Here is a 23,652-nt window from a genome sequence, read left to right as displayed (position 1 = left end):
CGATTTAATGTTTATATTTTAATTAGATATCTTCCTGTTGCTTTACCACTTAGAAGCTTCTCATAAGCGTCTTTTATCTCTTCAAGTGATATTTCCTTGGTAATATCATCTAAACACTCTATTTTCCACTTTCCAGCTAGTTTTTCCCAAGCTTTTTGCTTTTTTTCTATTCTACACTCGACACTATCTATACCAATAAGTCTAATACCTCTTAGTATGAAAGGAAAAACATTTGTATTTAGCTCATAAGAAGCAGTTAAACCACAACAAGTAACTATTCCGTCATATTTAACTTGTTTTATTGCTTGAGCTAGTATTTCTCCACCTACACTATCTATTACTGCATCAAAATTTTCTTTTAGCATTGGTTTTTGTTTATTTTGCATAAAATCATCTATTAAAATAACTTCATTTGCACCAATACTTTTTAAAAAGTTCTCTTTATCTTTTTTTGTTGTTAAGGCAGTTACTTTAAATCCCAACTTACTTAAAATAGCAACTGTTATAGAACCAACTCCACCAGTTGAACCTGTAACTAATACTGATGAATGCTCTTGTAAACCATTGTTTATCAGTTCATTTATACTCAAAGCTGATGTAAGTCCAGCTGTACCATAAATCATAATATCTTTATTTGATATGGAATCTGGTGTTGGTATAGCCCAAGAAGCTGGAACTTTTACAAATTCACAGTGACCACCATCACTATTCATACCTAAATCATAACCAGTTACTACAACATTTTGACCTATCTTAAAAATAGGAGATTTTGTTTCGTAAACGGTTCCTGAAACATCAACACCAGTAATATGTGGGAAATTTCTTGTAACTCCTGAATGACCAATAGAGCTAAGAGCATCTTTATAGTTTAAAGATGAATATTCAACTTTGATTATTATCTCATTTTCATTACAAATTGGTTTTTGTACATCTTTTACACTAGATATTATTTCATCATTTTTATTTTTCTCTACAACAAAAGCTTTCATTATCTCTCCTTTTAGCTTTTTGATTTAAAACTTTAGCTAAAATATTTTAAAAGAGCAAGAACTATCTTTTTAGAAATGTACTTACTAAAAAGATACTCTAGGAGTAAAATATGACTAAAAAAAAGAATCAAATTAATACAGATAAAGAGTTTAAATGTCCAGTAGAAACAGCTATTGATGTATTAGCAGGGAAATGGAAGATTTTGATAATTTGGTATTTAAAGGATGAAAAAAAAAGATTTAATGAGTTACAAAAATTATTACCAAAAGCTACTCAAAAGATGTTGATTCAAAAATTAAGAGAGTTAGAAGTTGATGGGATAGTTCACAGAGAAGTTTATCCTATTGTTCCTCCCAAAGTTGAATATTCATTGACTGAATATGGAAAAAGTTTAAAACCTATTATTAAACAGCTTTATTTGTGGGGAGATAATCATAAAAAAAGATAGTTTAGTTTTTTAGTAAATCTTTTAAGCTATCTTTAGGATTTTTACCATCAAGTATTAATTTTACTTCATTTGCTATGGGAGTATATATTTTGTATTTTTTTGATAATTTATCAATTGCATCAGCTGTTTTTACGCCCTCTGCAACTTCTCCTAACTCTTCTAAGATAACCCATAGTTTTTTGCTTTGTGAAAGTCCAAGCCCTACTCTAAAATTTCTACTCATAGTTGAATTTGCCGTTAAAAATAGGTCACCTGCTCCACTTAATCCTAAAAAAGATGATTTCTTTGCACCAAAATATTTTCCAAATCTTTGCATTTCAACTAATCCTCTTGCAATTAAAGAGGCTTGAGCATTTTTACCAAGTTGCAATCCTTCACAAATTCCACTTGCTATTGCTAAAACATTTTTATAAGCCCCAGCAATTTCTGCACCAATTACATCAACACTATAATAAGTTTTTATAAAATTAGGGAAAAAAGGCTGAAATGATTCATATAATTCTTTTGATGTAGAGTTGATTACCAATGCACAAGGTAATCCTTTTATAACTTCAGCTGCAAATGAAGGACCAGAGATAAATCCAACATTCTCACTTGGAATAAAATTAGCATAAATTTCATTTAAAAACTCACCAGTTGTTGCTTCGATACCTTTTGATGCTACAAGGATTTTTTGTCCTTTAAAAATAAAATTTTCTTTTAACCAAGTTCTTATTTCTTGAGCTGGAATAGCAATAACTAAATATTCACAATCTATTGCAGTTTTTAAATTAACAAAATTTTCTATATCTTTTTTTGTTCGTGAAGTGATATAGCATTTTTGTTTTTGACTTAGTGCAAAATGAAGAGCTTGTCCCCATTTTCCTGCACCAATAACTGCAATAGAGTCTTTTTGCATTTTAAGATAATCTCTCTTTTAGTAAATCATTTACTCTATTTGGATTTGCTGTACCTTTTGATGCTTTCATTGTTTGTCCAACAAAGAATGCAAACATTTTTTCTTTACCAGCTTTATACTCAGCTACTTTATCTTGGTTTGCATTTAAAATTTCATCAATAATAGCTAGTAATGCTCCATCATCACTTACTTGTTTTAGTCCCAGTTTTTCAATAGCTTCATCTACATTTGATTGATTTTCCATCAAATAATCTAAAACTTCTTTTGCTGCTTTTCCTGAAATTGTATTATCTTCTATTCTTTTTACTAAAGTTGCTAAAGTTTTTGCTTCAATTGGAGATTGCTCGATTGTAACCCCCTCTTTTAGTCTTCCTTGAAGTTCAACAGTAAGCCATGTTACAGCATTTTTTGCAGTAATTCCTTCTTTCATCATCTCATCAAAGAAGTTCGCCATTTCAAGTGATGATGTAATAACAGACGCATCATATTCTTTGATTTCATAATTTTTTACAAATCTTTCTTTTTTCTCATCTGGAAGTTCAGGAATTTTTGAATATTTTTCTATCATTTCATCTGTAATGATTAATGGAAGCAAATCTGGATCTGGAAAATATCTATAATCAGCAGCATCTTCTTTTCCTCTCATACTTCTTGTTTCTCCAGTATTTGTATCAAAAAGTCTCGTTTCTTGCACAATTTCAGTTGAATGAACACCATCTTCCCAAGCTTCAATATGTCTATTTACTTCATAATGAATAGCTTTTTCAATAAATCTAAATGAGTTCATATTTTTGATTTCACATCTTGTATAGAAGTTTGTATCACCTTTTGGACGAATAGATACATTCACGTCACATCTAAAACTACCCTCTTGCATATTTGCATCACTAATACCTAAATATCTAACAATTGAATGAAGTTTTTTAAGGTATAAAATAGCTTCTTCTGCACTTCTCATATCAGGTTCACTTACTATTTCAAGTAAAGGAGTTCCCGCTCTATTTAAATCAACTTGTGAAACATTTCCACTATGAATATTTTTTCCTGCATCATTTTCTAAGTGAGCTCTTGTAACCCCAATAGTTTTTTGGCTACCATCTGGAAAATCAATAGTAAGCTCTCCAAGACCTACAACTGGAACTTCAAATTGTGATATTTGGTAACCACTTGGTAAATCTGGATAGAAGTAATTTTTTCTATTGAAAATTGATTTTTTATTTATTTGTGATTTTAGAGCAGTTCCTAGCATAATAGCTTTGTGAACTGCTTCTTTATTTAAAACTGGTAATGCTCCAGGAAGACCTAAACAAGTTGGGCATACATTTGTATTTGGTTCTTCTCCAAAACTTGTTGCACAAGAACAAAATAGTTTACTTTTTGTGTTTAATTGTGCGTGAACTTCTAATCCTATAATTACTTCAAACATACTTGACATATCTCTTTATCCTTATCTTAAAACTTTTATATCTGCTGTTAATTTTTGTTTTTCAAAATGTTCTTTTAAAAATGCTTGTTCTCTTTGTGACATAAGGTCATTGAACACTCTAGGTTTTACACTTTCAAATGGCAAAGCAACTTTACCTTCAGAGCTTTTTAAAAATAGAGTTACATATTGTTTATTAAAAGTGAATATTGGAGTAAAAGAGTTTGGTTTTGTACCATTTAAAATATATTGAAGTTGTGCTTGAAGATTTTGACTTTCAAGTTTTAAAGGTGTTTTACTTATCTCATTTGATACTTTCATTGGAGATCTCATAGTCTCTTCTAAAGCTGTTCGATTTGTTGAAGCATATTGAATAACATCAAAAGATTTTGCTGTAAGGTATTTGTTTATATTCTTTTCATAATATAGTTTCATATCTTCATCATTTGCTATTGCTAATTGACCTTGTACAATTTTAGATATTAACTTTTGTCTAATAACTGCATTTTTTGACTCATTTTCAAAAACTTCATAATCTGGATACTCTTGTTTTACAATCCCTTTAAAAGCAAATACATCCATTCCATTTGAATTTGCAAGTTTTTCAATGTAATCATTAACTTCAAAAATATCAGCTGTGATACCATTTTCTTTAACTAATTGATCATATAATATTTTGTCAATTAAGTAAGCAACAGCTTCATTTTTTGGGATTTTGTTTACAACCATAGTTCGTTCTATATCGTATAGAGTTATTGGTTCTTCATTTACTGTTAGTGCTATACCATTTATTGTTGAAGCATAGATAAGTCCTGTGCTAAAAACTAAAGATAGTAAAAATTTGTGCATTTTGGAAATCCTTTCTTTGGTAAAAGGGATATTTTACCAAAAAAATTGTAAATATAAAGTTTGGAATAAATAAAGAACTATAAACTTTTAGCTTTTGTAACTTGATTTACTAAATAAAAAATAGAGTTATAATCAAGTCCAGAGTGTTCACTTAAACCTATCTCACAAGTTTTACTTGTTGAAAATGCCATTTTTGCACCATCTGTTTGTTTTTTTAAATATCTTAAAGCTGAATCATTTAACTCTGGGAAATTAAATCCTCTATCACCTGCAAATCCACAGCATTTAACATCTGAAGGAATAATCACATTTGTTGAACACATCAAAGCAAGTTTTTTAAACTTATCTTCCAATCCCATTTTTCTTGAACTACATGTTGTATGAATAGTAATAGCTTCATCTATTGGTGTAAATTCTAAATCATTTTTTAAAAAAGTTAAAGCAAAATCTATTGGTTCATAAATTGATAATTTATGTGAAAAACTTTCCATCATTTTTTTAGTACATGGACTTGTATCACATAAAATTGGATATTCTCCAAATTCACTTGCATTTAAAAGTGCTTCTTCTAATTCACTTGACTTTGTATGTGAAGCATCATTGAATCCTTTTGAACTAAATGGCATACCACAGCAAAGATTTGATAGATTTTGAGGGAAAATGATTTGGTAACCAGCTTTTTGTAATAATTCAACTGTAATATCAAAAAGTTCTTTTTCTTCTTTTGATGCACTATTTAAGCCCATCGTTCTACTAATACATGAAGGAAAATATACAACTTTTTTATCACTATTTTTTTGCTCAAAATTTATATTTATGTTTATAGCTTTTGGCATATAAGCCGACCATTTTGGAGTTTTATTTTTACTAAAACTTCTCAAACTGTTAGTGAATTTTTGCATATTTGAAGTTCCTAAAACTTTATGCATAAAGTTAGAACTATGAAGTCCAAATCTAACTCCATTTAAAGTTGTACTAAAATTATTTGCTACAAAATTTGCAATATTTTTACTACTAGAAGTCAATTGTTCTGCTCTTAAATGTTTTGTCAAATTTCCTGTATCAATTTTTACTGGACAGGCACTTGAACATAAACTACATGTTGCACATGTTTCTATTCCATCATATTGATATAGTTCTTTATACTCTTTAGCTTCTTTTGTATTGCCAATAGATTCAAGTCTTGAAATTTCTCTATTGATTACAATTCTTTGTCTAGGAGTTAATGTTATTTCATTTGATGGACATGTTGGTTCACAAAATCCACACTCTATACATTTATCTACAATTTCATTTGTAGCAGGCAATGTTTTTAGGTTTTTTAAGTGGGCTTCTTTATCATCGTTTATTATAACTCCAGGATTTAATAAACCTTTTGGATCAAATAAATTTTTGATTTTTTTCATCATATCATAAGCAGTTTTACCCCACTCTACTTCAATAAATGCAGCCATATTTCGTCCAGTTCCATGTTCTGCTTTTAAACTACCTTGATATTTAAGCGCAACTGAATTAACTACTTCATTCATCAAATCATCATATCTTTTTACTTCTTTTTCATCTGAAAAATCTTGAGTGAATACAAAGTGAAAGTTTCCATCTAGTGCATGACCAAAAATAATTGCTTCTGTATAGCCATATTTTTGAAATAATCCTTGAAGTTCAAGAGTAGCTTCTGCTAACACTTCAATAGGATATGCAACATCTTCTATTATAACAGTTGTTCCTGTAACTCTAACAGCTCCAACAGCTGGAAAAAGACCTTTTCTGATTTTCCAATAAAGATTATATTCTTGTTCATCTTTTGTAAAATAGATATCTCTTTTTACACTAAACTCTTTTAATAACTGCTCAATTTCATTTATTTGAATATTTAGTTTTTCATCATTTAAAGCTCGTGTTTCTATTAGAAGTGCAGTTACCTCATCATCGAAATCTTTTATAAATATTGGCATTGCAGGGTCATTTTCTATACTTTTTAAAGCCGCTCTATCCATAAGTTCAACTGCATCAACAATGATTTCTTTAGAATCTCGTGCAAGTTTTAGTTTTGTTACAGCATGACAGGCTTCATTCATATCTTTAAAATAGATTAGTGCACTTGCTTTATCTTTTAAATCTTCAACTGTGTAATAAGTAATTTCTTCAATAAATGCTAAAGTTCCTTCGCTTCCAATGATAAGATGTTGTAAAATTTCAAACTCATCATTAAAATCTATTAAAGCATTTATTGAGTAACCACATGTATTTTTTATTTTAAATTTTTTCTCAATTTTTTCTCTTAACTCTTCATTTGATTTTGTTTCATTAGAAAAACTTTTTAAATCTTCTAAAAAATCTTTATGAGTTTTTCTAAATTCATTTTTGCTATTTTCATCACCTGTATCAAGTTTTGTTCCGTCTGCAAAAATTAGTTTCATTGATTTTAAAGTTTTATATGAATTTTGTGAAACTCCACAGCACATTCCTGAAGCATTATTTGCAGCAATTCCACCAATCATAGCTGCATTTATACTTGCTGGATCTGGACCTATTTTTTTTGAATAACGTGCAAGTAATCCATTTGCTTGAGCACCAGTTAGTGCTGGTTGTAAAGAGATAAAACTAGCATCACTTGCAATTTTGAAATTTGAAAAATTTCTTGAAGTTATAACTAAGATAGAATCACTAATAGCTTGTCCAGAAAGTGAAGTACCTCCTGCTCTAAAAGTTATACTTAAATTCATATTATTTGCTAATTCAATAATATTTTGAACTTCTTGGGCATTGTCTGTTTTTATAACAATTTTTGGAATTAGCCTATAAAAAGAAGCATCAGTTCCATAAGCTAATGTATGAAGTTTATCTGTAAAGATTTTTTCTTTTGAGATTTTTGTTGATATTTCATCAAAAAATTTTTGGTAATTACTTTCTAACATATTAGTTCTCCTAAGATTCATAAAGTATAAATTTTAACTTTACAAAATGATAATAATATGATATTTATAAGTGAGTAGTTCTATTTAGGCAAAAAGCCTAAATAAAATTTATAATTTTATGGAATCATCCAAGTAAAAATATATGCTTGTGACATTGTAATAATCCCCATAATAACAACAAGGATTAAACTATGTTTAACTGTAAATCTAAATAGATCAGATTCTTTTCCTACAATTCCTGTAGATGCACAAGCAATAGAAATTGATTGTGGTGAAATCATCTTTCCAGTTACCCCACCAGTTGTATTTGCTGCAACCATTAATGTTTCATTTAATCCTAATTGTTGAGCAGTTTGTTGTTGTAATCCGCAGAAAAGTGCATTTGATGAAGTATCTGAACCTGTTAGGAATACTCCAAGCCACCCTAAGAATGGTGAGAAGAATGGAAATAAGAAACCAGTATTTGCTAAAACAAGTGCCATCGTTGAAGACATACCTGAATAGTTCATTACAAATGCAAATCCTAAAACCATACCAATTGATACAATTGCCCATTTAAGTTCAAAAAGAGTTTCCCACATTGTTTTTATAGCTGTTAATATATTTAATCTAAATATAAACAAAGTAATAATTGCTGTTAAGAAAATAGCAGTACCTGTTGCTGAAATAGGATTAAATGTATATATAACATCAAATGCTTTAGGCTCACTAACAATAGGAGGCATTTTAAATATCATATTATGAATAGCTGAAAACTCAAATTTAAAAATAGTACTTTCTAAAATTTGACCTTTTGCAAAAAAAGCTTTAAACCAAGTAGTTGTCCAAATAGTAACAATTACAGAAAGGATAAGGAATGGTGACCATGCTTTAACTATTTGACCAGTTGAATATGTAGATTGAACAATATCACCTAATTCTACTGTTTTCATAATATTTTTTGGTTGCCAGTATTTTAAGAAAATTGTTGTTGCAACAATAGAAACTATTGCTGAAGTAACATCTGGTAATTCAGGACCTATATAGTTTGAAGTAACATATTGAGATATAGCAAAACTAGCTCCTGCAACTAATGCTGCTGGGTATACCTCTTTAATTCCTTTCCAACCATCCATCATAGCAACAAGCCATAAAGGAATAATTAAAGATAGTAAAGGTAGTTGTCTTCCTGCCATTGCTCCAATTGTAAATGCATCAATTCCTGTAACTTGTCCTGCAACAATAATTGGAACTCCTAAAGCTCCAAAGGCAACAGGTGCTGTATTTGCAATAAGACATAATCCTGCTGCATATAGTGGTTTAAATCCTAGTCCTACTAAAATTGCAGCTGTGATAGCAACAGGTGCTCCAAATCCAGCAGCACCTTCTAAAAATGCTCCAAATGAGAAACCAATTAAAATAACTTGAATTCTTTGGTCTTCAGTTATTTTGATAATAGAATTTCTAATTATTTCAAACTGACCACTTTTTACCGTTAACTTGTATAAAAATACTGATGCCACGATAATCCAAGCAATTGGCCATAAACCAAATAAGAAACCATAACTAGCTGATGAGAATACCATATTAACTGGCATTTCAAATGCAAAAACTGCTACAATCATCGATAAAGCTAATGTAATGATTGCTGCATAGTGTCCTTTCATCCTAAATACAGCAAGTGCCAAAAAGAAAAAAACAATAGGAATTAGTGCTACAAGTGCTGATAGAACTAAACTGTCACCTATTGGTGCGTATACTTGTTGCCAAGTTTGCATACAAACCTCCTTAATTAAAATCATAAAAATGATATTAATAGAAAGATATGAGATTTATATGATTTTTAATTAACAATTGGTTAAATATTCTTAAAAATATAACCAGTATCCACAACAGTTTGAATAAAATCTTTATCTAAAATTTTTCTTAATCTTCTTATTAAGCTTCTTATTGAATCTAAAGTTACAAAATTTCCTTCCCAAACATAGTTCTCTATTTGTGCATAAGTAATAACTTGATTTTGTTTACTAAGAAATAAATTTATAAGGAGTTTCTCTTTTTTTGTTAATCTAATTTCTTCATTATTTATAATTATTGTAGAAGATATAAAATCAAAATATGAATTTTCATCAAAACATATTTTATTATTTTTAATTTTACAAAGTTTTTCTATTTTTATTTCTAGTTCATCTATAAAGAAAGGTTTTTTTAAATAGTCATTACAGCCAAAATCGTAAGATTGTTTTATTATATCTAGTTCAACACTCGCACTTATTATAATAACTGGAACAATCTCATAAAATTCTCTAATTTTTTTTAGGATATTTATACCATCAATATTTGGGACATTAATATCCAATATAAAACATGAAAAGCCATCTGTAATTTTTTCATAGGCAACAGCTCCATCAGTAAAAGATATTACATTATAATTTTTCATTTTCAATCTTTTAGTGATAGTCTCATTTAGTTTTTTATTGTCTTCTAAAAGTAATATTTTCATTTATAACTCTTTAAATGGAAGTTTTATTGAGAAAATAGCACAATTTTCATTATTTCTAACACTTATTGTACCTTTCATTTTATCTTCAATTATTATTTTTGCCATATAAAGCCCCAGACCCATTCCATTCTCTTTTGTTGTAAAATATGGTTCAAAAATTGAATTTATTATTTTTTCATCAATAGCACCTGCATCATCTATTATTTCTATCATATTACAGTTTTCACATCTTTGAATGTTTATATCTATTTTAGCTTTTTTATTAAATGGTATATTTTTTTCAACAATTTTATTTTTTGCATTGTTTATAATATTTAATAAAACTTGCTTAAATTCATTTTCATAGCCATAAATTAAAAGTTCTTCATTTGTATTTTTATAGTTAAAATTCATATTTATGTTTGAGTAAAAAACTTGTTTTCCTATGATTTCGTTTATTTCATTAAATGCTTTAGAAATAGAAAAAAGGACTTTTTTTGTCGATGGTTTTAAAAAATTTCTAAAATCATTCAAAGTTCTTGACATATATTTTATCTGTATCATAGAGTCATTTACAAAGTTTTCTACATCACTATTTTTCAATTCATTTAGCAAATAAGAAGTCTGAATATCCTGAACAAGTGCTGATAATTCAACCAAAGGTTCATTCCATTGATGTGCAATTGCTGATATCATATCACCCATTTCAGCTAGTTTTGTTTGTTGAATTAAGAATTGTCTTTGTTGAGTTCTTTCAGTCATATCATCCATTATACAAACAATTCCACCAATAGTTCCATCTATATTTTTGTAAGCTGCTTTATTTAAAATTATATGTTTCATATCTTTTGATGGAGTATAAAAAGTAAACTCAGAACTAATAGTAGTAAAAGTTTTTAGTACTTCTTTATCAATTTTTATATTTTGAATTGCAATATTTTCGGGAAAAAAATCAAAAGCAGTTTTACCTATAACCTCTTCTTTTGTAGAACTTACTAAAGATGCAAAAGCACTATTACATCCCAAAAAATTGCCATTTATATTTTTGTAGTAAATGGCGTTTGGAATAGTATCAAGAAGTACTTTATCAAACTCTATTCTATTTGAAAGTTCTCGTTCAAGTCTTTCTCTTCTTTTAATATTTGCTTTTAAAATAACAACAATTATACTTAATAGTGAAATTGTAAGAATTGTAATAATAAAAAAGTTTTTATGTTCTTTATATATGGAACTTGGTTCATTTATAATTATAGGGTTTTCGATATATTTTGAGATATTAAGATTAAATCTTTTTAATTCATCATAATTAAATATATAAAGATTTGGTGATTTTTCAAGTACTGGAATATCTTTGATATCTTTACCATTTAAAACTTCTATTGCCATATTTGATACAGTTTGTCCTTGTGCAACTGCTGATGTTAATAATCCTCCAACCATTCCACTATTTAAGTAAAAATCCCAAAGACCATAAATAGGAACTTCACTCACTTTTCTTACTTGTTCAAAACTTTGTTTATGTGTAAAATATTTTCCTGTAGTATCTTTGAAAAGTAGAACAAATAAAATTGCACTTTTACCTTTTTCAAGATTTGATACTTTTTGCTTTAAATCATTTATTTCAAGATTATCTGTATATTCTATACTAAACCTTTCTTTATATTTTTCCATGATTTTTACTAAATCTTTTTTTACAGCTAAACCTGTTATTGATTTATCATTTATAATTAAAAGATTTTGTATATTTGGATGTAGTTTTGAAATTAGTTCAAAATTATTTTCAATATCCACAGCTTCAGCAACCCCTGAAACATCTTTAAAAGGTAGAGAATTTAAACGCTCTTTTGTATAGTCATTTAAGCCACAAAATAAAACAGGAATTCCCTTAAACAAATCTTCGTAATAATCTTTCATAAAATCAAAAGCATTATTATCGCTTATGATTATTAAGTCAAATTTTCTATTGTAAAATTGTTCTTTATATAATTGTGATAAATTTTCTAAATATGATTTATCATCTATTCTTTTTGTATCCATATAAACAGTTGTAAGTTCGATATTTTCGTGTTTTGAAAAGTTGTTTTCAATGGCTTTTGAAATATCATCAGTCCAAGCATACCCTTTATGATAAGAGTGGATTAATAATACTTCTTTGTTTTCATTTGCATTTAGAAAACTTAAAAAAAGTATGCTAAATAGTAAAAAATATTTCATTATTCTCTCCTATTTAGCGATTATATCAAGATTTAATAAAAATTACATAACCAGATTTTGGACCATGTGCTCCAATAACAAGTGATTGTTCAATGTCAGCTGTTTTTGAAGGCCCAGATATAAAGACACCAAATCCAGCTTTTTCAAAGTTAAGTTTTTCATAAGCTTCATGCATATTATTTACTATTTCATTCTCATCTATTACAATTACAATATTTTGTGCAATAAAATATAAAGCTCTATGTCTATTTGATTCATTTTTCATCCAAATAGCACCATTTTCTGCAACTGCAAAATTTCCTTTTACAATTGCTAAATCAATATCTTTTAGATTATGAGTATCTTCTTGTGAATTTGAATCAAAGTTTCCTAAACTACAAAAATCTACATTTGAAGCAATTACTTTTTCTTCAGGATATATCTCTTTTATTGTTTTGTCTAAATCCTCTTTTGAAATTAGCAAAGCTTTACCTCCAACACTTTCAAGCATTGTAGAAAATGTTTCAAATTTATTTTCAAATTTGATACCAAAATTTTCATAAGATGGAAGTTTCACATCTTTCACTAAATTGTTCTCTTTTATAGAGTTTAAAATTTTTTCTTTACTAGTCATCTAAATCTCCATCTTTAAACATTTCTTTGAAGCTTTTTTTAGGGAATTTTGGTAAATCTCTTTGTTTTCCCCAAGCATTAAATTTATTATAAATTATAGATTTTGGAAGTTTTGGAACTATAAATCTTGCCATTTTACCTATAAAATCAAATAAAACTGGTTTACTCATAAACCACGCGGTTACTTTCATAGCCATTTGCTTTTTACTATCTATTAAATTCATTTTCCCTAAATCTTGTCTTAGACTATAAAGTTGTGAATCTAAATCTATTTTTACTGGGCAAACATTTGTACATGAAGCACATAATGTACAAGCAAATGGTAAACTATTATGATTTTCTGGTTCTTTTACACTTCCTAAAATCGAACCAATAGGTCCAGGAATTACATATTCATAAGAGTGCCCACCACTTCTTCTATAAACAGGACAAGTATTCATACAAGCACCACATCTAATACAATTTAATGCTTTTTTATTTTTTGATGAACTTAAAAATTGACTTCTTTGATTATCAACGATAACTATATGCATTTGTCCATCTTCAACAGGAGCATGAAAATGTGAAGTATATGAAGTTACAGGCTGTCCAGTTGCACTTCTTGCTAATAATCTTGTAAATACACTTAAATCTTCAAGCCTTGGAATGATTTTTTCAATTCCCATTGAAGCAATATGAAGTTTTGGAACACTAGCTCCCATATCTGCATTTCCTTCATTTGTACAAACAACAACTCCACCAGTACTTGCAATAGCAAAATTAACTCCAGTTAATCCAGCATCTGCTGTTAAAAAATCTTCTCTAAGTGCAGCTCTTGCAGCTCGTGTTAGATAAGTTGGATCATAGTTTCCTTGTTGGGTTCCAAGTTTTTCATGAAAAGTATCAGAAACATCAGATTTTTTTAAGTGAATTGCTGGAAGAACAATATGCGAAGGTGGTTCATTTCTTAGTTGAACTATTCTTTCTCCTAAATCTGTATCAATTACTTCAATTCCATGATTTTCTAAATATGGATTTAAGTGGCACTCTTCAGTTAGCATAGATTTTGATTTAACAAGTTTTTTTACACTATTCTCTTTTAAAATTTTATAAACAATTTCATTGTGTTCTTTTGCGTCAGAAGCAAAGTGAACTGTTATTCCTTTTGCTGTTGCATTTTTTTCAAATTCTAAAAGATATTTATCCAAATTTGCCATAGTATGAGTTTTTATTTGATTTGCATATTCTCGTAAAGTTTCCCATTCAGGTATAGATTTACTAGCTCTATCTCTTTTTTCTCTTACAAACCATAATGCACCATCATGCCAATGCATTCTTTCATCATTTGCAACAAATTTTGCTGCATTTATACTATGACTACTCATGGTCTAACTCCTATAAGAATTTCAGTTATATGCATAACTTTAATTGGGTTATTATCTCTATTTATGATTCCATCCATGTGCATTAAACAGGACATATCAGCACCAGTTATTATTTGTGCATTTGAATCAAGATGGTCTTTTACTCTATCTTTTCCCATTGCAACTGAAATTGCTTCTTCTTGAACACTAAATGTTCCACCAAAACCACAGCATTCATCTTCTCTTTTTAAATTTATTAATTCAATATCATTAACTTTATTTAAAAGATTTTTTAATTTTGAGTTATATGGAATGTTTAATTCACTAGCAGTTGCAAGTTTTAAAACTCTATGCCCATGACATGAGTTGTGTACTCCAATTTTATAAGGGAAAGAGTGGTCAAATTTTAAATTCTCAATTTTGATGATATCATGTAAGAATTCACAAATTTCATAAATTGATGTTTTTACCTTATTATAATCTTTGTTATCATGAAAAAATTCTGCATAATGTTCTTTTACCATAGTTACACATGAACCACTTGGTGCTACAATATAATCATAATCTTTAAATGTGTTAACAAAATTTATTGCTAAAGTTTTTATATCCTTTGAACATCCAGAATTTGCCATAGGCTGACCACAGCAAGTTTGGTTCATTGGATAATCGATATCTAAACCTTGATTTTTTAATAGTTTGTATGTTGCTTTACAAATATTAGGATACAGTTCATTCATAAAACAGGGTATAAACAGACCAATTTTCATATTTTCTCCTTAAAATATTATTCAACTTATTTTATAGTTAAAATATGAAAAATTTATGATATTTTATTTTTATTCAGAAATATTTGTAATTTGTTCTATCTCTACTCCATTATCTTTTAAGAATTTTGAGATAATTTTAGAATTTGTATGTTCATAAGATTTTTCATAAACAATTCTTTTTATTCCACTTGCAATTAAATTTTTTGAGCATTCACTACAAGGTTCAAGTGTTACATAAATTGTTCCACCTTCTATAGCTATACCCTTTCTTGCAGCCCAAATAATAGCATTCATTTCAGCATGTATTTCATAAGTTTTTGACCATTCATGATGATCTTTTGTATATTCGCCTTTCCAATGTTCACTACAATTTATATATCCAGTTGGAGTTCCATTATATCCTGTTGATAGTATTCGACCATCTTTTACTATAACAGCTCCTACTTGTTTTGATACGCATTTTGAAGCAAGTGCTATCTCTTTTGCTATATTTATGAAGCTTCTATCATTTAACATAAAAGTAATCCTAAAATAAAATTTTTTTATTATAACAGAATTCTAATTACAATCTTAAATCAAGCTTATTTTTAATAATAAAAATATAAATATTAGAAAAATTTTGATATTATGAGAGAAATTTTATAAGAATAAAGGGAAAAAATGGATTTTAAAGATATTAAAGAGCTAATTAGAGTTTTTGATAAGAGTGAACTAAATAAGCTAAGAATTAAAGAAGCAGATTTTGAAATTTCTATGCAAAGAGGATTTGAAAGTGGTGTTACAACTGTATCTACGACTCCTTATGTTCAATCTGTTCCTACAGCTGCTCAAGTTTCAGCTTCTGTTCAACAAAATTCTGTTGCAGTGGCAAGTGAAGATAATAAATCAAATACTAAAGATGGATTAACTATCAACGCTCCAATGGTTGGAACATATTATGGTGCACCATCTCCTGAATCTCCAGATTTTGTAAAAATTGGAGATATAGTAAAAAAAGGACAAACACTTTGTATTTTAGAAGCTATGAAAATTATGAATGAAGTTGAAGCAGAATTTGATTGTAAAATTGTTGAGATTTTAATTCAAAATGGTTCTCCAGTTGAATATGATATGCCAATTTTTGTTGTTGAAAAAATATAAGAGTTCATTATGGCAGAAATAAAAAAGATTTTAATAGCCAATAGAGGTGAAATAGTTCAAAGAGCAATAAGAACAATAAAAGAGATGGGTAAAAAATCTGTTGCTGTTTATAGTGCTGGAGATAAAAATGCTTCATATTTAAAACATGCTGATGAAGCTATTTGTATTGGTGGAGCAAAATCAAGTGATTCTTACTTAAATATACCTGCCCTTATTACTGCTGCTGAAATGACAGGTTGTGATGCTATTTTCCCTGGATATGGATTTTTATCTGAAAATCAAGATTTTGTAGAGATTTGTAAACTTCATAATATTAAATTTATTGGACCTTCTGTTGAAGTAATGGAAAAAATGTCTGATAAATCTAAAGCAAAAGAAGAGATGATAAAAGCTGGTGTTCCTGTTGTTCCTGGAAGTAAAGGTGCTGTTAAAACTTTAGAAGAAGGAAGAAGAATAGCACTTGAAATTGGTTACCCAATTATGGCCAAAGCTGCTTCTGGTGGAGGTGGTAGAGGAATGAGATTGATAAAAACAGAAGGTGAATTTGATCAAAACTTTATGGCAGCTTCAAGTGAAGCACTTGCTGCTTTTGGTGATGGAACAATGTACTTAGAAAGATTTATCAACAATCCAAGACATATAGAAGTTCAAGTTATTGGAGATTCTCATGGTAATGCTATTCATATAGGTGAAAGAGATTGTTCTTTACAAAGAAGACACCAAAAAGTTATTGAAGAGTCACCAGCTATATTATTAAATGATGAAACAAGAGCAAAACTTCATGAAGTTGCAGTTAAAGCAACAAAATATTTGAAATATGAAGGTGCAGGAACTTTTGAGTTTTTAGCAGATGATAAGCAAAATATTTACTTTATGGAGATGAATACAAGACTTCAAGTTGAACATCCAGTTTCAGAAATGGTTTCAGGACTTGATATAGTTGAATGGATGATAAAAGTAGCACAAGGTGAAAAATTACCAGCCCAAGATACAATTAAGTTTAGAGGTCATGCTATAGAGTGTAGAATTACAGCAGAAGACCCAAATACATTTTTTCCATGCCCTGGAAAAATAACTCAATGGATGGTTCCAGGTGGAAGAAATGTAAGAGTAGATTCTCATATATATACAAATTATGTTGTTCCATCACATTATGATTCTATGATTGGAAAACTAATTGTTTGGGGAAGAGATAGAGAAAAAGCTATAAATATTATGAAAAGAGCTTTAAGTGAATTTGAAGTGGAAGGAATAAAAACAAATATTCCATTCCATAAAAGAATGATGATAAATAAAGACTTCATTTCAAACAATTATGATACAAAATACCTTGAAAATTATCGAGGATTAGACAGTATTTAAGAATTTGGGTTAAAAAACCCTTTTCTTAAAGCAAAACTTAATATAAACTTAGATACAATCCGCCCCGATTTATACACATTTATATATCTACTTTGATTGGTATATCAAATTTTAGACTATCTTACTTGCATGATTTTTAATTATACATTTATGAGCTATATAATAGTGTATATTTAAAATAATATTCAAGGTAAAATATGACTTTTAAAGATTTTAATTTTAAAGAGCAACTTCAGAAATCGATTGAAGAAGCTGGTTTTAAAGAGCCTAGTCCAATACAAATAGAAGCAATTCCTCATATACTAGATGGAAAAGATCTTGTAGGACAAGCACATACTGGAACTGGTAAAACAGCAGCGTTTGGACTTCCAATTTTAAATAAATTGTCTGGTAAAAATGCAGAAGCATTAATCATTGTTCCAACTAGAGAACTTGCAATGCAAGTATCTGATGAACTTTATAGATTTGGAAAGTTTTTAAATCTAAATACTGCAACTGTTTATGGTGGTCAATCATATACAAGACAACTAAAACTTATTGAAAATGCAAGTGTAATAGTTGCAACTCCTGGAAGATTTCTTGATTTATTAAGAAATGAACAAATAAAAGTAAAACCAAAATTTGTTATTTTAGATGAAGCAGATGAGATGCTTGATATGGGATTTTTAGATGATATTAAAGAAATATTTACATATCTTCCAAAAGAGAGACAAACACTTTTATTCTCAGCAACTATGCCAGTTGCTATAAAAAATTTAGCAAAAACAATTTTAAATGAACCAGAATTTATAACTATCACAAAAGCAGATATGACAAATTCAAACATCACTCAAACTTTTTATGTTGTTGATGAGAGAGAAAGAGATGATGCTCTTATTAGACTTTTTGATTATAAAAATCCAAAAAAATCTATTATTTTTTGTAGAACAAAAAAAGATGTTGATAGATTATCAACTTTTTTAGTATCTCAAGGTTTTATGGCAAAAGCACTTCATGGTGATATGGAACAAAAACAAAGAGAAGAAGCTATTAGAGCATTTAAATCTTCAAAATTAGAAATTCTAATTGCTACTGATGTTGCAGCTCGTGGGCTTGATGTAAACGATGTAACACACGTATTTAACTACCATTTACCATTTGATAGTGAATCATATGTACATAGAATAGGAAGAACTGGACGTGCTGGAAAAGATGGTGTTGCTGTATCTATTGTAACTCCACATGAGTTTAAAACTCTTCAAAGAATAGAAAAAAGTATTGGTACAAAACTTGAGTCGAAAGTTGTTCCAAATATTTCAACTGTAAAACAAAAAAAGATTGATGAACTTAAATCAGATATCATAAATCAAGAAGTGAAAGATTATGCTATTGATATTGTTGAGAGTTTAAAAGATGAGTTTGATATCTCTACAATTGCTTTTAAATTAGCTTCAATTATTGCCTCAAAAACTTATGTTAAAGGAAATAATAATATAGGTAAAAGCGAAGTTGATCTTCAAAAATTGGTAGAAATGATTTCTAAAGGTGGAGATAGAGGAGATGATAGAAGAAGATCATCAAGAGGTAGAGATAGAAACAGAGGTGGAAGAGATAGAGATTATGGAAATGGTGGAGGAAGAAGTAGAAATAGAAATTCATCATCTTCAAGACCACCAAGAAGTAATACAGATAGACCTCCTAGATCTAATAGAAGTAGAAAACAAGATTAATAACATTTATGAATAGAGAATAAAAGTAACACTTTTAATCTCTATCTTTTTTTATTATATTAAATACAGTTTTCGCTTATAAAATATCCACAAATTCCATATATTCTAATACATAATATCGATTCTATAATAAATAAATAAGTAAATTTGAACTACAATATCTTAATTACATTATGATTACATAAGGAAAATATATGGATATTAAAACAATAAGTACGCTTGAAAAAGCCACCGAGCAAACACTTCCAAGTTTTGCAAAATTTAGTCTTTCTTTGCTATTTATCTTAGCAGTCTTTCTTTGGACATACACTTCACACGGAACTATTCCTGATAACTCTTTTTTAATTATTGGAGCAATATTTGGAGCTTATATGGCTTTAAATATAGGTGCAAATGATGTTTCAAATAATGTTGGTCCTGCTGTTGGTGCGAAAGCATTAACTTTAACTGGGGCTATTATTATTGCTGCTATTTTTGAAAGTGCAGGAGCTATTATTGCTGGTGGAGATGTTGTTAATACAATTAAAAGTGGTATTATAGACCCTGCTGCTATTACAGATGTTAATTCTTTTATTTGGGCTATGACAGCTGGACTTTTGGCAGGAGCTGTATGGTTAAACTTTGCTACTTCTATTGGAGCACCTGTTTCTACAACTCACGCAATTGTTGGTGGAGTAATGGGTGCTGGTATTGCAGCAGCTGGAATTTCTATATTAAATTGGGGAAGCCTTGGGACTATTGTTAGTTCTTGGGTTATTTCTCCACTTTTAGGTGGAATTATCGCAGCTTCATTTTTGTACTTCATAAAGAAAAAAATTGTTTATAAAGAAGATATGCTAGGACAAGCTAAAAAATTTGTTCCATATCTAATAGCTATTATGACTTGGGCTTTTTCTACTTACTTGATGTTAAAAGGTTTAAAACAATTAGTACATGTTAGTTTTATAGGGGCTTCAATTATAAGTTTAGGTTTTGCATTTATTGCATATTATATATCTAAAAGACATATTGAAAAAACTTTACCATCTTTACTAAATGATAGAGCAAGTGTAAATAAGCTATTTACACCTGCTTTAATCTTTGCTGCTGCACTATTATCTTTTGCCCATGGTGCAAATGATGTATCAAATGCTATTGGACCACTTGCAGCTATAAATGATGCTATTGTGAATGCTGGTGAGATAGGTGCTAGTGCATCTATTCCATTTTGGATTATGCTTGTTGGTGCTATTGGTATTGTAATTGGACTTATTTTATATGGACCAAGATTGATTAAAACAGTTGGAAATGAAATAACTGAACTTGATCAAATGCGAGGTTTTTCAATAGCTATGGCGACAGCTGTTACTGTTATATTAGCTAGTCAATTAGGACTTCCTGTATCTTCAACACATATTACAATAGGTGGAGTATTTGGAGTTGGATTTTTAAGAGAAGCTCTTGATATGACAGAGAAAAATTATTTTCAAGATATTAGAGAAAAATTCAAAAAACATAAAAAAGAGTTAGATAAATTAAAATCAGAGTTAGGAAAGCTTGAACTTATAAAAGATAAATCAAAAGCAACTTATATTAAAATTGTTGATACATTTAAGAAAATTGATGAAATCGAAGATATTGTAAAACAAGAGAAAAAAGATTTTAAAGAAGCAAAAGGTGCTAAATACGTAAAAAGAGATGCAGTTAAAAAGATAGTTGCAGCATGGGTTATAACTGTACCTGCTTCAGCACTTTTAGCAGCTGGAATTTTTTATATGATTAAAGGAATTGTTGCAGTATAAGTTTTTACTTATACTGTTTTATAGATTTAAGGATATTAAATAGAAGCTATACTTTCTGTTATTCCAATATACTTTTTTATCTTTTTGGGTTTTATCGCAAAGAAAAGGTTTAAAACTCAAATAGATGAAAAAACTTTGGTTTTACTTTCACTTTATTTTTTTCAACCTATTTTGATTGTTTGGGGATTAACAAAAGCTCCTATTGATTATGAATTTGTAATGTCCCCTATTTTCTTTTTGGTTTGTATGTTTTTTACACTTTTTATTATGCTTTTATACTCTAAATTTGTATTTACCCAAAATACAGATAAAAATATTTTTTTAGCAACAGGATTGATAGGCAATACAGGAAATTTAGGAATTCCTTTGGGAATTGCCTTGTTTGGTGTAGAGTCAGTTCCCTATACAAGCATTATAAATATTGCAAATATATTTTTTATGTACACAGTTTCTATATACTTTTTTGCAAGAGATAAATTTTCAGTTTTTGATTCGTTAAAATCTATATTTAAAATACCAGTTATTTGGTTTGCTGTTTTTGCTTTATTTATAAATTATTATCAAGTGCCTATAAGTGATAATATCCATTTAGCACTTGAAATGGGTGCATATACATCTTTGACAACACAACTTTTTATATTTGGAACATATCTTTATAGTGTAAAAGTGAGCTCAATGCCTTGGAAACTATCTTTTCAAATAAGTTTTGCAAAACATATCTTATTACCACTTATTGGGTTAATTGTAATTTTAAATTTTACAAATCTTAACTCTTTTGTAGCTTCTATACTGATTATGGAACTTATGGTGCCATTGGCTGTAAATAATGTGAATTTTTCAGTAATATTTAATATGAAACCATCAGATGTTGCAGCAACTATTTTAGTATCTTCTGTACTTTTTGTTGGTTTTTTGTATTTTTATATTGAAATAATCGAATACTACATAAAGTGAAAATATGAAAAAACAAGATTTTGATGATTTAGAAGTATATTTCGAAGGTGAGATATATAATAAAAAAGAGTTCTTTTTTGATGATGAGATACTTTTATTAAAAGATTTTTATACGAAATTTGGTTTTGATTTTTTAGATAAAATTGATGGTATTTTTGCTTTTTGTATATATGACAAAAAGAAAAGTTTGTATTTTTGTTCAAGAGATAGATTTGGTAATATTCCATTTTTTTACTATATTAAAAATGGAACTTTTCTATTTTCAACTTCTATAAAAAATATATTAAATAAGTTAAATTATCTTCCAAATATGAATAAAGTTGCATTGAGTAAGTATCTACAATATTTTGCGACATTTGGTGAAGATACATTTTATCAAGATATTTTTAGGCTTGAAGAAGCCTCATATTTGATTTTTCAAGAGAAAAAAGAGCTAATAAAAAAAAGATATTATAAAATCAAGACATATAAAGCCATAAATGATGAAAATAGAGCTTTAAATGATTTAGAAGAGATTTTATTTAACTCAATAGAAAAAAGGCTTGTATCATCTCCTAGCACACTTTTAAGTGGTGGAATAGATAGTTCATTTATCAGTGCGATATATACAAAGCTAAGTGGTAAAAAAATAAACACTTTTAGTATAGGTTATAGTGAATACAAAAACTACTGCGAATTGGATTTTGCAAAAATTACAGCAAATCATATAAAATCAAATCACAATGAAGTTATCATAAACCAAAAAGATTATATAGACAATTTTTTTAAAACACTTGATATCTTTGATGAACCGCATAGTGATAGTGCAAGTGTGCCTTTAAATATACTTTTAAATCAAGTAAATAAAGCAAATATAAAGTGCTTGTTATCAGGGGAAGGAAGCGATGAGATATTTTTAGGTTATGATAATTATGCAAAATTCTTAAAATATTATAATTTTGAAAAATCTTTGTCTAAAGAGCAAAATGAGTTTTTAGATGAGATAATCTCTGCTTTACAAAACAATACAAAAGAGAGTGAATATTTAAGAAGAGTAGTAAAAAAACAAAATATTTATAACTCTTTTGGAGAGATTTATACAGATATACAAAAAAGAAGATTATTTAAAAAAGTTCCAACATTTAAAACAGAAAATCCAAAGCAAGACCCAGTTGATAATATGAGTTATCTTGATTTAAAAATTTGGGTTGCAAATGCTGTTTTGACAAAAGTTCACACTTTGTCAAGTGCAAACTCTTTACAGATAAATACACCTTTTTTAGATAAAACTTTGGTAGATTATGTTTTTAGTATAAATTCAGAGATAAAAGTTGGAGATACAAATAAATATCTACTTAAAAAGATAGCTTTAAAATATCTTCCTCAAGAGATTATAAACCGTACAAAAAAAGGTTTTAACTCTCCATACAATGAATGGCTTCAAAAAGAGTTCAAAGATGGTATATTGGATACTATTTTAGAAGTAAATAAATCTACAAATTTGTTTAATGATGATTATGTAAAACATATCTATACTTTAGCTAGTTCAAACAAATTTAAACAACATCTATATTCTCTTTTTGTCTTTTCTTTATGGTATAAAAAAACTTATTTATAAATTTTCTTATAATATAACTATTATCAATTTTATCTTTATTTAAGTTGTACTTTATTAATATTCTATTTATCTTTTATTAATAGTTGATATCAACATTAATAAAATGATATAAAATCAAGATAAATCATCCTAAAGTTTATCTAAATTTTAATCGAAAAAACCAAAACAAAGGAAAAATATGAACAT

The 23,652-nt window shown here is 28.3% G+C and carries 19 protein-coding genes; 7 read left to right on the top strand and 12 right to left on the bottom strand.

Annotation, left to right across the window (positions count from 1 at the left end; all coding sequences use genetic code 11):
- Positions 1-11: 11 nt before the first annotated feature.
- Positions 12-989 carry a YhdH/YhfP family quinone oxidoreductase gene (locus ACNSOS_RS06685; RefSeq protein ID WP_418184669.1) on the bottom strand — a complete coding sequence of 326 codons (978 nt, stop codon included), beginning with the start codon at positions 987-989 and terminating at the stop codon, positions 12-14.
- A gap of 110 nt (positions 990-1,099) precedes the next feature.
- Here ACNSOS_RS06685 and ACNSOS_RS06680 point away from each other — a divergent pair, with 110 nt between their 5' ends.
- Entirely contained in the window at positions 1,100-1,438 is a 339-nt protein-coding gene (locus ACNSOS_RS06680; RefSeq protein WP_418184668.1) for a winged helix-turn-helix transcriptional regulator, read from the top strand.
- Position 1,439: 1 nt separating this feature from the next.
- Here ACNSOS_RS06680 and ACNSOS_RS06675 read toward each other — a convergent pair whose 3' ends face one another.
- The 11 genes from ACNSOS_RS06675 to ACNSOS_RS06625 all read right to left on the bottom strand — a co-directional run bounded on the left by ACNSOS_RS06675 (position 1,440) and on the right by ACNSOS_RS06625 (position 15,439).
- Positions 1,440-2,336 carry an NAD(P)H-dependent glycerol-3-phosphate dehydrogenase gene (locus tag ACNSOS_RS06675; protein ID WP_418184667.1) on the bottom strand — a complete coding sequence of 299 codons (897 nt, stop codon included), beginning with the start codon at positions 2,334-2,336 and terminating at the stop codon, positions 1,440-1,442.
- A 1-nt stretch (position 2,337) separates the two neighbouring features.
- A complete protein-coding gene (gene gatB, locus ACNSOS_RS06670) occupies positions 2,338-3,762 on the bottom strand; it encodes an Asp-tRNA(Asn)/Glu-tRNA(Gln) amidotransferase subunit GatB (protein WP_418186310.1) in 1,425 nt (474 codons plus the stop codon).
- A 21-nt stretch (positions 3,763-3,783) separates the two neighbouring features.
- Positions 3,784-4,608 (bottom strand): peptidylprolyl isomerase, encoded by an 825-nt coding sequence (locus ACNSOS_RS06665; protein ID WP_113909258.1) that lies wholly within the window; start codon positions 4,606-4,608, stop codon positions 3,784-3,786.
- A gap of 77 nt (positions 4,609-4,685) precedes the next feature.
- Positions 4,686-7,526, bottom strand: coding sequence for an FAD-binding and (Fe-S)-binding domain-containing protein (locus tag ACNSOS_RS06660; protein WP_418184666.1), 2,841 nt, complete (start codon positions 7,524-7,526; stop codon positions 4,686-4,688).
- Between the two features lie 116 nt (positions 7,527-7,642).
- On the bottom strand, positions 7,643-9,283 hold the full coding sequence (locus ACNSOS_RS06655) for a lactate permease LctP family transporter (RefSeq protein WP_418184665.1): 1,641 nt from the start codon (positions 9,281-9,283) through the stop codon (positions 7,643-7,645).
- Positions 9,284-9,363: 80 nt separating this feature from the next.
- Positions 9,364-10,008: a response regulator transcription factor gene (locus ACNSOS_RS06650; RefSeq protein ID WP_418184664.1), complete on the bottom strand. Its 645-nt coding sequence runs from the start codon at positions 10,006-10,008 to the stop codon at positions 9,364-9,366.
- A complete protein-coding gene (locus ACNSOS_RS06645; protein WP_418184663.1) occupies positions 10,009-12,201 on the bottom strand; it encodes an ABC transporter substrate binding protein in 2,193 nt (730 codons plus the stop codon).
- Positions 12,202-12,226: 25 nt separating this feature from the next.
- Positions 12,227-12,814 carry a LutC/YkgG family protein gene (locus ACNSOS_RS06640; protein WP_418184662.1) on the bottom strand — a complete coding sequence of 196 codons (588 nt, stop codon included), beginning with the start codon at positions 12,812-12,814 and terminating at the stop codon, positions 12,227-12,229.
- Positions 12,807-14,177, bottom strand: coding sequence for a lactate utilization protein B (locus tag ACNSOS_RS06635; protein WP_418184661.1), 1,371 nt, complete (start codon positions 14,175-14,177; stop codon positions 12,807-12,809). Before ACNSOS_RS06635 ends, ACNSOS_RS06640 begins: the two co-directional genes overlap by 8 nt.
- Complete coding sequence (locus tag ACNSOS_RS06630; RefSeq protein ID WP_418184660.1) at positions 14,174-14,923, bottom strand: (Fe-S)-binding protein; 750 nt, start codon at positions 14,921-14,923, stop codon at positions 14,174-14,176. The genes ACNSOS_RS06635 and ACNSOS_RS06630 overlap by 4 nt, the downstream gene beginning before the upstream one ends.
- 69 nt (positions 14,924-14,992) lie before the next feature.
- A complete protein-coding gene (locus ACNSOS_RS06625) occupies positions 14,993-15,439 on the bottom strand; it encodes a deoxycytidylate deaminase (protein ID WP_418184659.1) in 447 nt (148 codons plus the stop codon).
- A gap of 144 nt (positions 15,440-15,583) precedes the next feature.
- Between ACNSOS_RS06625 and accB the strand changes: the two genes are divergently transcribed.
- From accB to asnB, 6 genes are all read left to right on the top strand, one after another.
- Positions 15,584-16,063: an acetyl-CoA carboxylase biotin carboxyl carrier protein gene (accB, locus tag ACNSOS_RS06620; RefSeq protein ID WP_418184658.1), complete on the top strand. Its 480-nt coding sequence runs from the start codon at positions 15,584-15,586 to the stop codon at positions 16,061-16,063.
- Positions 16,064-16,072: 9 nt separating this feature from the next.
- Positions 16,073-17,425 carry an acetyl-CoA carboxylase biotin carboxylase subunit gene (locus tag ACNSOS_RS06615; RefSeq protein WP_113909268.1) on the top strand — a complete coding sequence of 451 codons (1,353 nt, stop codon included), beginning with the start codon at positions 16,073-16,075 and terminating at the stop codon, positions 17,423-17,425.
- Between the two features lie 197 nt (positions 17,426-17,622).
- Positions 17,623-19,134 (top strand): DEAD/DEAH box helicase, encoded by a 1,512-nt coding sequence (locus tag ACNSOS_RS06610; protein ID WP_418184657.1) that lies wholly within the window; start codon positions 17,623-17,625, stop codon positions 19,132-19,134.
- A 194-nt stretch (positions 19,135-19,328) separates the two neighbouring features.
- Positions 19,329-20,915 (top strand): inorganic phosphate transporter, encoded by a 1,587-nt coding sequence (locus ACNSOS_RS06605; RefSeq protein WP_418184656.1) that lies wholly within the window; start codon positions 19,329-19,331, stop codon positions 20,913-20,915.
- A 39-nt stretch (positions 20,916-20,954) separates the two neighbouring features.
- Positions 20,955-21,869 (top strand): AEC family transporter, encoded by a 915-nt coding sequence (locus ACNSOS_RS06600; protein ID WP_113894565.1) that lies wholly within the window; start codon positions 20,955-20,957, stop codon positions 21,867-21,869.
- A 4-nt stretch (positions 21,870-21,873) separates the two neighbouring features.
- Complete coding sequence (asnB, locus tag ACNSOS_RS06595) at positions 21,874-23,466, top strand: asparagine synthase (glutamine-hydrolyzing) (RefSeq protein ID WP_418184655.1); 1,593 nt, start codon at positions 21,874-21,876, stop codon at positions 23,464-23,466.
- The last annotated feature ends 186 nt before the right edge of the window (positions 23,467-23,652 follow it).

It is taken from the genome of Aliarcobacter vitoriensis (assembly GCF_048320235.1).
Taxonomy (GTDB): Bacteria; Campylobacterota; Campylobacteria; order Campylobacterales; family Arcobacteraceae; genus Aliarcobacter; species Aliarcobacter vitoriensis.
The sequence above is the reverse complement of the archived record's forward strand: the minus strand, read 5'-3'. Positions and strand labels throughout refer to the sequence as shown.